The 13765-nt window shown below is 28.4% G+C and carries 11 protein-coding genes and 1 other annotated feature; of the genes, 5 read left to right on the forward strand and 6 right to left on the reverse strand.

What is annotated here, in order from left to right; translation table 11 throughout:
* Positions 1-4 precede the first annotated feature (4 nt).
* Positions 5-1123 (reverse strand): AI-2E family transporter, encoded by a 1119-nt coding sequence (locus H8S20_RS19925; protein WP_186861171.1) that lies wholly within the window; start codon positions 1121-1123, stop codon positions 5-7.
* A gap of 141 nt (positions 1124-1264) precedes the next feature.
* Positions 1265-2956 carry an arginine--tRNA ligase gene (argS, locus tag H8S20_RS19930; protein WP_032118028.1) on the reverse strand — a complete coding sequence of 564 codons (1692 nt, stop codon included), beginning with the start codon at positions 2954-2956 and terminating at the stop codon, positions 1265-1267.
* 122 nt (positions 2957-3078) lie between these two features.
* Positions 3079-3288, reverse strand: a binding site (T-box leader).
* Positions 3289-3424: 136 nt separating this feature from the next.
* Here argS and H8S20_RS19935 point away from each other — a divergent pair.
* Entirely contained in the window at positions 3425-4930 is a 1506-nt protein-coding gene (locus tag H8S20_RS19935) for a Ppx/GppA phosphatase family protein (protein WP_032118027.1), read from the forward strand.
* A gap of 58 nt (positions 4931-4988) precedes the next feature.
* Here the strand turns inward: H8S20_RS19935 and H8S20_RS19940 are convergent, their stop codons facing one another.
* Entirely contained in the window at positions 4989-5642 is a 654-nt protein-coding gene (locus tag H8S20_RS19940; RefSeq protein WP_186861172.1) for a site-2 protease family protein, read from the reverse strand.
* Between the two features lie 134 nt (positions 5643-5776).
* Positions 5777-7276: an LCP family protein gene (locus H8S20_RS19945; RefSeq protein WP_186861173.1), complete on the reverse strand. Its 1500-nt coding sequence runs from the start codon at positions 7274-7276 to the stop codon at positions 5777-5779.
* Between the two features lie 421 nt (positions 7277-7697).
* Here H8S20_RS19945 and rocF point away from each other — a divergent pair, with 421 nt between their 5' ends.
* Both rocF and H8S20_RS19955 read left to right on the forward strand, forming a co-directional pair.
* The gene (gene rocF, locus H8S20_RS19950; RefSeq protein WP_186861174.1) at positions 7698-8597 is read left to right on the forward strand and encodes an arginase; all 900 of its coding nucleotides are present in this window, start codon (positions 7698-7700) and stop codon (positions 8595-8597) included.
* Positions 8598-8691: 94 nt separating this feature from the next.
* Complete coding sequence (locus H8S20_RS19955) at positions 8692-9324, forward strand: 3'-5' exonuclease (protein ID WP_032118024.1); 633 nt, start codon at positions 8692-8694, stop codon at positions 9322-9324.
* A 187-nt stretch (positions 9325-9511) separates the two neighbouring features.
* Here H8S20_RS19955 and H8S20_RS19960 read toward each other — a convergent pair whose 3' ends face one another.
* Positions 9512-10831 (reverse strand): CapA family protein, encoded by a 1320-nt coding sequence (locus H8S20_RS19960; protein ID WP_186861175.1) that lies wholly within the window; start codon positions 10829-10831, stop codon positions 9512-9514.
* Positions 10832-10978: 147 nt separating this feature from the next.
* Positions 10979-11680 (reverse strand): pyruvate formate-lyase-activating protein, encoded by a 702-nt coding sequence (gene pflA / locus H8S20_RS19965; protein WP_032118022.1) that lies wholly within the window; start codon positions 11678-11680, stop codon positions 10979-10981.
* Positions 11681-12157: 477 nt separating this feature from the next.
* On the opposite strand from pflA, the gene H8S20_RS19970 reads away from it, so the two are divergent.
* Together H8S20_RS19970 and potA are read left to right on the forward strand one after the other, a co-directional pair.
* Positions 12158-12697 (forward strand): helix-turn-helix domain-containing protein, encoded by a 540-nt coding sequence (locus H8S20_RS19970; RefSeq protein WP_032118021.1) that lies wholly within the window; start codon positions 12158-12160, stop codon positions 12695-12697.
* Positions 12698-12720: 23 nt separating this feature from the next.
* Positions 12721-13764 (forward strand): spermidine/putrescine ABC transporter ATP-binding protein, encoded by a 1044-nt coding sequence (gene potA / locus H8S20_RS19975; protein WP_186861176.1) that lies wholly within the window; start codon positions 12721-12723, stop codon positions 13762-13764.
* The last annotated feature ends 1 nt before the right edge of the window (position 13765 follow it).

The following is a 13765-nucleotide window of genomic DNA, read 5'->3' on the forward strand; positions in this document are numbered from 1 at the left end:
TTCATTATACTCTCTCTATTTTCTTTATAACTTCTTTATTTCTTTCTAATAACTTTGAGTAATAAAGCTTCATTGTTGCAGCTGTTGGCGAAGCAAGCAACATTCCTATAGGTCCAAAAAAGCCCCCTCCGATTACTACAGCATATATAATCCAGAAAGGTCTAACTCCAACCTTTCCTCCTATTAGTTTAGGATCTAAATACCAACCATCAAACATTTGTAATGTAAATAATGTTAAAAACACTATTATCCCTTTAGTTGGTGATACAAACACGTTTATTAAAAATCCAACTACTTCCCCTATAAACGGCCCGAAATATGGTATCATGTTAGTTATCCCTACAATTATAGAAAGTAGTAATGCATACTCTGATTTAACTATTGTAAGTAGTATAAATGCCATAATTCCAATAATAGTAGAATCTATAGCTTTTATCCCTATGTAAGTTCCTATCATATTATTATATATTCTACCAAATTCAATAACTTCTTTTGCTCTTTTCTCTTTTAATATTAGTACTAAAACTCTTTTAAAATCATTAATAAGTCTATCTTTATCTGATAAAACATATATAGATACTAAAAATCCTAATACTACCTTAACAAGCTGTGAAGATAAACTAAATAATGTATTAAATGATCCTTCTAAAAGATTAATAAAAACAGAACCTATTTTATCAATATATGACTGTATAGTTCCTAATGCACCCGTAGAGTTAATTATTCCATTTAACTGCTCATTACTAACTATATCATTTACAAAATTCTGAGCTGCATTTATATACTCTGGAACTTTATTAGTCATATCTTTAATACTATCTATTAAGCTTGGTATTCCATATATTGATACAATAGTAATAATAGTAAAAAATAGTATATAAGTTAAAGCTATTGCAAGACTTCTTCTTATTTTCATTTTTACTTGAATTACTTTTACTATAGGATTTAATATATAAGCTATTACTATTCCATATATAAATGACATAGATAATGAAACTATCTTTCCTAAAGCACTTGTTACATCATCTAAATATCCGAATAATTTAAATGCTAAAATACTAAAAACTACTATCCACAATGCAGCTATAACCGCATCTTTATATTTATTGTCCTTCAAAAACACTATTTTTGTGCCTCCTTTCATTTTACTATTTGATTATAACAGAAATTGTTCTTTTGGTAATAAACTTTCTGTTACCTTTTTGTTAATAGCATAAAACCAACAAAAGTAGAAACTGCATAAGGCAGTTTCTACTCTTTTCTACTACATTTTTTCCACTACTTCAATTCCAATTAATTCCAATCCATTTTTTATTACTTGGCATGTTGATTTCACTAAGTCTAATCTCGCTGCCATTAACCCCTTATCTTCCAAGTTTAGCACTGAATGATTATTATAGAATTTATTAAATGTCTTAGCAACTTCTATTACATATCTAGTTACTATTGATGGTTCTAATTTTTCAATAGCTAAATGAATGTTTTTATTAAAGTTTTCTAATGTTTTAACTAATTCGAATTCTTCCTTAGAATTTAACTTTGTAAAGTCTGCAGTGTCATTTACTTCTCCTGCCCTAGTTAATATACTATTAGCTCTTGCATAAGAATATTGAACATATGGTCCAGTTTCTCCTTCGAATGAAAGCATCTCTTTCCAATCAAAGACTATATCCTTCTCTCTTGAGTTCTTTAAATAAGTAAATACGACTGCACCTACTCCTATCTTCTTAGCTACCTCTTCCTTATTTTCAAGATTTGGATTCTTCTCATTTATTACCTCTAAAGTTTTATCTACTGATTCTCTTATTAAATCATCTAGAAGAATAACTTCTCCCTTTCTAGTAGATAATTTTCTATCTGCAAACTTAACTAATCCAAAGCCAACATGAACACAATCATTAGCCCATTCATGCCCAGCAAGTTCTAACACTTTAAATACTTGCTTAAAGTGTAGTGCTTGTGGAGTTCCTACTACGTATATACACTTATCAAAATTATATTTATTTTTTCTATACATAGCTGCTGCCAAATCTCTTGTAGCATATATAGATGCTCCATCAGCTTTTAAAACTATACATGGTGGCATATTATATTCATCAAGCATTACTACTTGAGCTCCATTACTTTCAACTAGTAACCCCTTATCTCTTAATTCATTTACTACTACATCCATTTTATCATTATAGAATGCTTCTCCTGCATATGAATCAAATTTAACATTAAATACGTTATATACTCTTTCAAACTCTTTTAAGCTTAAGTTTCTAAATCTTTCCCATAAAGCTTCTGCTTCTTTATCCCCATCTTCTAAAGCTTTAAAATACGCTCTTCCTTCATCTTCTAACGAAGGATCCTTTTCTGCCTCATCATGGAATTTAACATAAATTCTTAAAAGTTCAGCTATTGCATCTTTCTCTAATGCTTCTTCATTTCCCCATCTCTTATAAGCAGATATAAGCTTACCAAATTGAGTTCCCCAATCTCCTAAGTGATTAATTCCTTCAACTGTGTAACCTTCTTTTTTAAATAGCTTATATAAAGAATTTCCTATAGCTGTTGTAAATAAATGACCTACGTGGAATGGCTTTGCAATATTTGGTGATGAATATTCTACACATACAGTCTTCCCTTCACCAACATTAGAACTTCCATAAGAATCTCCTTCTAAAAGTATCTTTTCTATTGTATTCTTTGTAAATGTTCCCTTATCAACAAAGAAATTCAAATAAGGGCCTAAGCTTTCAATCTTTTCAAAACCTTCTTTACTTAATTTTTCTTTTAGCTCTTCAGCTATCATATTAGGAGCTTTTCTAAAAGCTTTAGCTAATTGGAAACAAGGGAAAGCAAAGTCACCCATTTCTGGTTTCGGTGGGATTTCTATTAACTTTTCTATACTCTCTAAATCCATATCTACTTCTGTTTTTATAAGTTCTGCAACTTTCTTTTTATAATCCATAAAACTACCTCCAACATTTATATTCACAATAATATTAAAAATTTTCAAAGCACTATAAGTTCTTCAAAAAATTAGTTATACACTTTATTATTTCCTTAAAAATAAAAAAACCATCTCCATAAAAAAGAGACGGATATTCCGCGGTACCACTCTAATTGCATTTTTAAATAATGCCACCTTAACGCTTTAACGCAGCTACTACGGTTTATCCTACTTAATTTCGGTAAACTTCTCCAAGGCTCTCTTTCCTTTAATATATCTTATGAACCTTACACCATCGTTCACTCGCTTTAAGACCTAATTAAAGTACTTTTCCTCTTCATAGAATTTCTTTTTCATTTAATTATAACTAATAAAAAGTTTTTTTGTCAATAAATCATAAATTTTTATTTGAACTTATATAAAATTAAAGGTACAATAGGATAATAATATACAATATAATTTAAATAAGATAAGAAAAGGTGCGTTATGGTTAAGATTGGAATTATTCATATAAGTTCAAGCTCACTTAGACTTGTACTTGCAGAAATTGAAGAAATCGGGTATTTCAGAGTTGTAGATGAATTAAAAACCCCAATGAAGATTTGTTACAATTTAAATAATACTTGTAAAATATGTAATGAAAAATTACATTATATAATTTCTACATTAAAAACTTACGAGTCTTTATGCCTAGCTAGTGGCACATCGAAGATAATTGCTATTGCAACAAACTCATTTAATCAAATTTGTGATAATGAAATTATAATAAAATCACTTAAAGATAACTTCGATTTAGATTTAAGAATATTAACCCCTAAAGAAGAGATATATTATAATTATCTAGGAATTGTAAAAAGCTTAAATATAGAAAACTCTCTTGTTGTTGAAATAACCGGTACATCAACAAATTTAACTTGGGTAAAAACAGGAAAAATCCAAGAATGGTCTGTTTTACCTTTTGGTAATATAAATTTAACTTATAATTATGGATTAAACGATAGAATTCTATCCGATTCAATAGATGAATGTACTTCATTCATAAACAATAATTTAAAAGATATACATTGGCTTAATAACTCTTTTGAATCAATAATTCTTCTAGGAGATGTTGGCCGTAATATAGCAAAAATAGATAAAAGACGTAGACGTTATCCGTTTGATAATTTTAATAATTACGAATTATTAAACAATGAAATACATGAACTTTATAACATGGTTAAATCTAAAGATTTAAGACAACGTCGTAAAATAGAAGGTCTTGAACAAGATATGGCTGATACAATATTTACTTCTTTAGCTATTTTTAATAGTATTTCTGATTTAGTAGATTCAAACTATATAAAAATATCTAATCATTCATTAAGAGAAGGTATTCTATATGAGTTTTTAGATAATAATTATGAGGTAACACAAGATATATTAGATTATAGTTTATATGGTATATTACACTCACTAAACTGCAATATACCTCATGCAAATCAGGTTTATAAAATTACATTAGATTTATTTAATTCTTTAAAGCCGTTACATCATTTAGATGATAGCTATTTAAACATATTAAAAACTAGCTCATTACTTCATGATTGTGGTATAAGTATAAATTATTTACAGCATCATAAACATTCTTTTTATATAATACTTAACTCTTATATAAATGTATTAAATCATAAAGAACTGTTAATGAGTGCTGCAATTGCTGCTTCGCACAGATTTAATAACTATCAAATACCAGTTCCACAATTCTCTTCTATAATAAATAAACTTGACTTAAAAGTTATTTATGAAATCGGAGCACTTTTAAAGATTGCTGAAGGATTAGATAGAAGCTTAGTATCTTCTGTAAAAGATGTTGAAGTAACCTTTGATGACGAAAAAGTTGTAATTCTTTTATCATCTCCACTTAACTTGGAAGTAGAAATTCACCAAGCATTAAGAGCTAGAGATTTCTTTAAAGAAGTTTATGATAGAGACTTAATAATACGTAAAAAGTAAGTAAAAGTTAAATGCCCTTATACTAAAATAAGGGCATTTAAACTGCTTACTTTTTTTGTTATATAAAACTAAATAGTAAATTCAAGATACTATAAAAAATATTTCTTATAAACATTGCAATGTATGAAATAAAAGGGAATACATTATTTATAAGAATAACGCCTAAAAATATAAATATTTGATATTGATACATTTTATCTGCATACTTATAAAAAGTTTTACGTGATAAATCTCTAAATATATCAAACCCTGATAAACCTGGTATAGGTAATAAGGTAAATACCGCTAACATAATATTAACATTAACTATAAAACCTAACATCGCTGCTATTACCACAAATATATTTTCTGGAATCCACATAAATAACTTATTAAATAAAACGTATATTAATGCACCTAAAAAACCTACTATTAAATTTGCTAAAGGTGGTGCTATTGATACTTTTATGGAATCTTTATAGCCTCTTTTAAAGGCACTTGGATTTGTTTCTAATGGCTTTGTCCAGCCAAATCCAAATAATAGTATCATTAAAAATCCTAAAGGATCTAAATGTGCTACTGGGTTTAGTGTAAGCCTCCCTTGAAATCTAGGAGTTCTATCACCTAATTTGTCAGCAACAAACGCTTTTCCATATCCTTGTGCCGTAAATGCAATCATAACTGCTGGAATACTAAGTATAATATTTAGTAATATTCCTCTAAATGAACCCATCTTTTCACCTCGTATTCTTATTATTTAAAAATATTATATCACATATTAATTAAAAATTTATATCATTAATAAATTTTTAATAAAAAATGGAGATAAATACTTATCTCCATTAAATCATATTATATGCCTTCAACTTATTGAGTTGGAGGTTGTTGCTCCGAACCACTTCCTGGCTGTTCAGGATTCGTCCCATTTGTAGGTTTATCTGCTTCTCCACCTTGGCTTCCTCCATCAGTTCCACCTTGGCTTCCTCCATCAGTTCCACCTTGGTTTCCTCCATCAGTTCCACCTTGGTTTCCTCCATCAGTTCCACCCTGGTTTCCTCCGTCAGTTCCACCCTGGTTTCCTCCGTCAGTTCCACCCTGGTTTCCTCCGTCAGTTCCACCCTGGTTTCCTCCATCAGTTCCACCCTGGTTTCCTCCATCAGTTCCACCTTGGCTTCCTCCATCAGTTCCACCTTGGTTTCCTCCATCTGGTTGTTCTGAAGGCTTTTCTTCAACTGGTGGTTGAGTTATTTCATCTTGTTTTGGTAATTCCACATCGTTATTCTCATAATCTTCTGGATTTATTCCATTTTCACTATTGTATATATCTTCATCTGCAGCATATTGAGCTAATTTTTGATATAAAGAATAGTAATCAAATTCATCAACATTAGGAATTTGATCTTTATATATAAAGTCATTAAGAATTTGAGCATTTTGCTCTCCATCCATCAAGAATACCCATCCTAAATCTTTATATAATCTTCCTTCTGCAAGTTCTGGAACAGGTATTTGTAATTGCTCAGTAACTAAAGAAGGAAACTTATAAATTGTATAAGCCATATTTAAAGCTTCTAATGGATCTATATTAGTTTTAATATAATCCAACATTTTATTCATTATACCAAGATATTTACTTGGCTTTGTTTCCCTAAGCTTCTCTGCAACTTTCATTAAAACTTCTTGTTGCCTAGAAGTTCTTTCAAACTCATCACCTGTATTATATCTTATTCTTGCATATGATAAAGCTTGTTTCCCATTTAAAGTTTGTAATCCAGTTTTTGTTACAGGGCAATCATTACCACCTGTGGATTCACCGATATATTTATTAAGCTCTTCAAGCTGATAATCTTTCACATCAACTTCTATACCACCTATTTGGTCTATTATAGCTTCAAATCCCCAGAAATTAATTACTGCATATTTATCAATATGTATATCATATGTATCACTTATCGTTTCTAAAAGTAAACTTGGTCCACCTAAAGCATATGCTGTGTTTAGTTTTTGCTCTCCATATCCTGGAATGTTTACTAGCGTATCCCTAAATAAAGATGTTAATTTAATTTTTTTGTTATTATTGTCTAAAGTTGCAATTATAATAGAATCTGATCTTGATTGCTCGTCTAAGGTTCTTGCATCTGTACCAATTAATAATACATTTGTTATTCCTGGTACTTCTTTATATTCACTATTTTTTATAACATCAGAATTACTATATATCTTATTTTTTACATACATATATCCACCTAATAGAAGTATAATAATTGCTATAAAAACTGATATAGTTGATACAACTACCTTTTTTTTATTTGACCATTTCTTTCTCTTAATTTTACTCTTTCTATTAACTGACTTATTTTCACTCATTTGTTAAACCTCCATAATTAATAACTAGATAAAATTTAAGTATTAATTATAATTTGTTACATATATACTTGTTATTTTTTAATTATAATTATTTTGTGAACATATTTAATTATTTATTATATTCCAATATATATTATCATACTTTATAAAAAAATAGTTACTTCTAATATGAATTCTTTATAAATTTTTATTAAATAAAAAAATTAAAATGAATTTTTTTTAATATATATTTCCAAAAAAATCTTTAATTACTTTATTTTCGCCCGTTTTCTTCATGGTTTAATGGGCAGAATAATAATATAAAGCATATATTATGACGGATAATTTACGTTATTTTTAAAATTAGTGTTTACTTATAAAACTTTAAGTATTAATATATATTTATTGTTTTAAAAAATAAGTTGTTTGTTGGAGGTTTTTTATGGATATAAGTATTATTGGAATGCCTCTTTTTTATGGTTGCGATAGACCCGGTGTAGAAAAGGGACCTGACATTTTAAGAGAAAACAACCTTGATAAAATATTAGAAAAAAATCATCATGTTACTGATTTAGGTAATATTGATGTAGATTATATAGAATCAAAGGACAAGTTCTTAGAAAATGATAAATTAAAATATTTAAAACAAGTAGTTGATGCAAATAATAGGCTTGCCTCTAAAGTATATGAAGCATTAACAAACAACACTTTACCTTTTATTATTGGCGGTGATCATTCATTAGCCTTAGGATCAATTGCTGGTTCAAGCAAATATTTTGGTAATGATTTAGGAGTAATATGGATTGATGCCCATGGAGATATAAATACAGAAACAACTTCTCCTTCTGGAAATATTCATGGAATGCCATTAGCTGCATCTATGGGAATTGGTTATGATAAGTTAACATCAATTTTCTTTGAAGGTTTTAAAGTAAAGCCTGAAAATGTATTTATTTTAGCATGTAGAGATTTAGATCAAGGAGAAGTTGAACTAATCGATAAACTAAAAATAAATGTATGGAATATAGATGAGATACAAAATGGTGATTTGGATAAAATCATTTCTGATTTATTATCTAAGATAAAAGAGAAAAATATAAAAAATATTCATCTTTCTTATGATATAGATTGTCTTGATCCTGAGTATGTTCCTGGTACTGGTACTCCAGTAGATAATGGTTTAACCTTTGAAGAAAGCAAAAAACTTCTTAAGTCAATCCTTAGTACAAGCTTGGTTAAATCTATGGATTTTGTTGAATATAATCCTGAATTAGATTCAAATAACAGAACAAAGGAAACTTGCATAGAGCTTTTAAATATAATATCAACTGAATTAAAATAATTAATGATAAGAAACTCTTTTAAGAGTTTCTTATTTGTTTTTAAAAATATATGTGATATTATTAAACATATATCTTTTTAATTTGGAGGAAATAATGAAATTACTTTTTTTTGATACAGAAACTACTAGCGTAAAGCCAGGTAATATATGCCAATTAAGCTATATAACTGTAGATACTTCTACTAAACCTCAACAAACTGTAGGTAAAAACTTTTTCTTTACAGTAGATGAAATGGATGAAGGAGCTGAAGCTATCCATGGATTTTCCTTAGAGAAATTATATGAGCTATCAGATGGTCTTGAATTTTTTGATCAAATTCAAGAATTTATGAGAGACTTCTTTGATGCAGATTTTGTAATAGGGCATAATGTTCAATTCGATGTTAAATTTTTAAAACATGAAGTAGATTCTCTTTATCAAGCAGGAATGATAGACTCAAATTGGGAGCCAAAACGAACATTCTGTACTATGGCTTATTATAAATCTATATGTAATATTCCTTCTGCAAATGGTAATGGAATTAAAAACCCTAAACTTTCTGAAGTAATAAACTATTTAGGAATTTCAGACCAAACAATAGCGGATAAAGCTGATGAACTATTCCAAGGAAGTGGAAATTATCACGATGCTAGATTTGATACTGCCGCTGTATACTTACTAGTGATAGAAGGTATGAAGAAGAAGCTTATTAAGCCAGGATTCTTTTCAAATCAATTAAATAAATAGTTTTAATAATTTATAATATTAGATTATATACATACTTAAACAAATTGTGTATCAATTTGTTTAATGGAAAATTATAAATTTATCATCCTAAATTCAAAAGAGAAACTGCTAATTCAGCTTCTCTTTTTTTAATTCTATTAAAAAATTTCTTCATTTAACTTTTCATTTATAATTTAGAGTTTTCCACTTAATTTTCCTTCCACACATCAACACTATCGTTATAACTTTCAACTATTCCAAATGTTCTATCATAGGATTCATCTACTCTTATGCTTTGGTAATAATCTAAATAATCAGTATTGTTTTCTATTGCAGGCACAACTTGATAATAGTAATTACCATTTATAATATTTAATTTCACCCAAGTCGGCATATATTTAGGTATCCCTACTACAACCTCTCCAGTTTTAAAATTCTTAATAATATTAACAGATACCATTAATCCATCTTCTGTATACGGATTGCCTATACTTTCAGTTCTTTGACTAGAAATAAAATTTCCCAAGGAATAAATTACTGCTGTACTATGCTTTCCATCTTCTGACTCAATAATATCTATAGGTTGAATCGTATGAGGATGGTCCCCAAAAATTATATCTACCCCTTCATTTGCTAAAAAATTAGCAATTTTAATTTGGCTTTCATTTGGCTCTAGTTGATACTCATCTCCCCAATGCATATAAAATACCATTGCATCTACCTCTTCTTTTCTCATCTTTTCAATTTGTTCCTTCATAAGTAAAAGGTCATCGTCTACATCATAAGGATTAAAAGTATTCATTAAAGGATTTAACTCCTCTGGAATTGGTATTCCATTTAACCCTCTTCCTCCTTCATATCCATCTGTTGTATAACTATAAGCTATTATTCCAACCTTTATCCCCTTAATATCCTTTATAATATATCTAGACTCATCTTCTCTATCCCTTGTCCCAATCACTTCAAATCCTTTTTCCTTTAATACTTTTCTAGTTCTTAAGAAACCATCCTTTCCCTTATCTAAAGAATGATTGCTTATATTGCTAACTATATCAACTCCAGCTTTTTTTATCGAATCTGCTAATTCATCCGGTGTATTAAAACAAGGATATCCTGTAAATCCACTTTCTTCTCCAGCTAAAGTAGTTTCTAAATTAGCTATTGTTAAATCAGCTTTCTCTAAATATTCTTTAATTAACTCAAAATTATAATCAAAATTATAAGTATCGTTATTCCAATCATACATGGCTTGTACAATATCAATATGCATTAGTAGATCTCCTATAGCCATTATTTCTATACTTTCAACTCTCTCTTCTTCCTCATCTTCATTTTTCATTATTTCTTTTTTAAAGTCATTTATATTTTCTATATCATCATTTTCATTAGAATTAATAGATTTTTCTGTATAAGTAGCTAAATTTTCATTTTGATTTCTGTCTATATATTTATAAATAATCATTCCAATAAAAATTATTGAAATTACAACAAAGAACCTCTTAAGAATTATTTTAATCTTACTTTTCATAATATTATCACCTCAAGTAAAATTATAATTCTTTTTATAATATTTTCCCATTATTTTACATCTACTTATTCATTCATATTTCTCCAATTAATTTAACTTATAAAAAAGGAGATATCTCGAAAGTGATATCTCCTTTTAAAACACTCATTATAAAAACTTATATAATTCCTTACATTTTTCTTTATCCATAGCTGGAACGCCTTCAAGTCTATATTTTATCCCCATAGTTTCATATTTACTTATACCTAAAAGATGATAAGGTAATAATTCAACCTTTTCAACGTTTTCAAGAGTTCTTATAAAATCTCCTAGGGCTGTAATATACTCCTCACTATCTGTTACGCCTGGTACAACAACTTGTCTTATCCATAATTTAGTTCCAGACTTTTTACACGCTTCTAAAAATTTCAAGCTTTCATCAATATCAATACCTGCAAGGTCTTTGTATCCTTCTTTAGTAAGATGTTTAACATCAAAAAGTACTAAATCGACATATTTCAGTATTTCTTCATAATTTCCAAATCCAACTCCAGAAGTATCTAAAGTAGTATGTATATTTTTTTCTTTACATAATTTTAATACTTCCAGCAAAAATTCAGGTTGTCTTAAAGGATCTCCCCCTGATAATGTTATTCCTCCACCTGATCTTTCAAAATAACTTCTAAACCTTGAAACCTTATTTACTAATTCTTCAGGAGTCATTTCTAACTCTCCTTCACCTGACCAAGTATCAGGATTATGACAATACTTACATCTTAATGCACATCCCTGCATAAACACAACTACTCTTATTCCTGGTCCATCCACTAATCCCATACTTTCTATGGAATGTATTTTTCCTCTTACCATTTATATCCTCCTGATAAATATAATAGTTTAATTAACTCTTTTACTTTAATTATCCATCTAATTTTTGTTGTTATATATCAAAATTATACACTTTTTATCACCTTTTGTTAATGTAATTTATTCCCACGATATTTCTTACTGTTAATCCTACCTAAACAACATTTTTTTCCTTTTCATTATATAGGTTTGATTTTTGCTTAATATTTTGACTTTATAAAATCCCCATAATTTAAGGACTTTTATATTTTTCTTAGTTATACTAAACTTTCAAGGCAATATTTTTAAACTTCAAAACACTTTCATCCCACTAAACCCTTTCTAACTCAACGTTTAGCATCAATATTTTTTTTAAGTTTTTTAAATAAAAATATTGATTTTTTTCCACAATATATATATAATACTATTTGTTTGTTTAGTAATTTTAAACCTTTAGTTTAGTAATAGTTACTAAACTTTTTTGTAGTAGGAGGTGAAAATATGGAGATAGGTGAAAAAATCAAGCGAATGAGAATTGAAAAGGCCCTTACACAAGAAGAGCTCGCTAATAGATGTGAACTTTCAAAAGGTTTTATTTCTCAACTTGAAAATGATTTAACATCACCATCTATTGCTACCTTAATAGATATTCTTGAAATATTAGGGACAAACCTTAAAGAATTTTTTAGTGATGATAAAGAAGAAAAGATTACATATACATATGAAGATATGTTTGAAACAGAAAATGAAGAATTAAAATATAGTCTTATGTGGTTAGTTCCAAACGCACAAAAAAATGAAATGGAACCAATTATGATAACTCTTGAACCTAATGGGCAATATATAGAAGAAGAACCTCATGAAGGTGAAGAGTTTGGGTATGTTTTATCTGGAAGTATTACCCTACATCTTGGTAAGAAAAAATTTAAAGTAAAAAAAGGCGAAAGCTTTTACTTTAAGCCAAGATCAAATCACTACATTTCTAACTCTGGAAAAACTCCAGCAAAGGTGATTTGGATTAGTACTCCACCATCATTTTAGCATTAAGAAAGAGGTGTTTTATTTTGAGTCAAAACATTATTGAATTAAAAGAAATTTCTAAAACATATGGAGATAATACGGTTTTAAATAACCTTTCATTAAATATAAAGAAAAATGAATTTTTAACACTTTTAGGACCTAGTGGTTGCGGTAAAACAACAACGCTTAAAATAATAGCAGGTTTTGAAAATGCCGATGAAGGTGTTGTACTATTTGGAGACAATAACATTACAAGTCTTCCTCCATATAAAAGAAAGCTTAATACAGTATTCCAAAAATATGCTTTATTTCCTCATATGAATATATACGAAAACATAGCTTTTGGATTAAAAATAAAAAAATTACCTAAAGCTGAAATAGATAAAAAAGTTAAAAACATGTTAAAGCTTGTTGCTTTAGAAGGTTTTGAAAAAAGATCTGTTGAGTCTTTAAGTGGAGGCCAACAACAAAGAGTTGCAATTGCAAGAGCATTAGTTAATGAACCTGAAGTTTTATTATTAGATGAACCTTTAGGTGCATTAGACTTGAAGCTTAGAAAAGAAATGCAAATTGAATTAAAGAAAATTCAACAAAGATTAGGAATAACATTTATCTTTGTAACTCACGACCAAGAAGAAGCTTTAAGTATGTCAGATACTATAGTAGTAATGAATAAAGGTGTAATTCAACAAATGGGTACTCCTGAAGATATATATAATGAACCTGCTAACGCCTTTGTTGCAGATTTTATTGGTGAAAGTAATATCTTAGATGGAATTATGATTGATGATTATAAAGTAGAATTCTCTAATGTAACTTTTGAGTGCGTTGATAAAGGATTTAACAAAAATGAAAAAGTCGACGTAGTAATAAGACCAGAAGATATTGAAATAACAACTGTAGAAAAGGGTATGTTAAGCGGAAAAGTTAGTTCTGTAACCTTTAAAGGTGTACATTATGAAATTGAAGTTGAAGAAAAGAGTCGAAAGTGGATAATACATAGCACAAAAACTGCTATAGTTGACAGTATTGTTGGATTAAATATTGAACCAGAAGCTATTCACATAATGAGAAAGGTGACTGAATAAT

The organism is Clostridium hominis (assembly GCF_014287825.1).
Lineage (GTDB): Bacteria > Bacillota > Clostridia > Clostridiales > Clostridiaceae > Clostridium > Clostridium hominis.

Bases quoted from the DNA above. Each gene is read 5' to 3' on its own strand.
- H8S20_RS19940 (WP_186861172.1), bottom strand. From the start codon at position 5,642: ATGGGTTCATTTAGAGGAATATTACTAAATATTATACTTAGTATTCCA.
- rocF (WP_186861174.1), top strand. From the start codon at position 7,698: ATGGATATAAGTATTATTGGAATGCCTCTTTTTTATGGTTGCGATAGA.
- H8S20_RS19970 (WP_032118021.1), top strand. From the start codon at position 12,158: ATGGAGATAGGTGAAAAAATCAAGCGAATGAGAATTGAAAAGGCCCTT.
- pflA (WP_032118022.1), bottom strand. From the start codon at position 11,680: ATGGTAAGAGGAAAAATACATTCCATAGAAAGTATGGGATTAGTGGAT.
- argS (WP_032118028.1), bottom strand. From the start codon at position 2,956: ATGGATTATAAAAAGAAAGTTGCAGAACTTATAAAAACAGAAGTAGAT.
- H8S20_RS19955 (WP_032118024.1), top strand. From the start codon at position 8,692: ATGAAATTACTTTTTTTTGATACAGAAACTACTAGCGTAAAGCCAGGT.
- H8S20_RS19945 (WP_186861173.1), bottom strand. From the start codon at position 7,276: ATGAGTGAAAATAAGTCAGTTAATAGAAAGAGTAAAATTAAGAGAAAG.
- H8S20_RS19960 (WP_186861175.1), bottom strand. From the start codon at position 10,831: ATGAAAAGTAAGATTAAAATAATTCTTAAGAGGTTCTTTGTTGTAATT.
- H8S20_RS19935 (WP_032118027.1), top strand. From the start codon at position 3,425: ATGGTTAAGATTGGAATTATTCATATAAGTTCAAGCTCACTTAGACTT.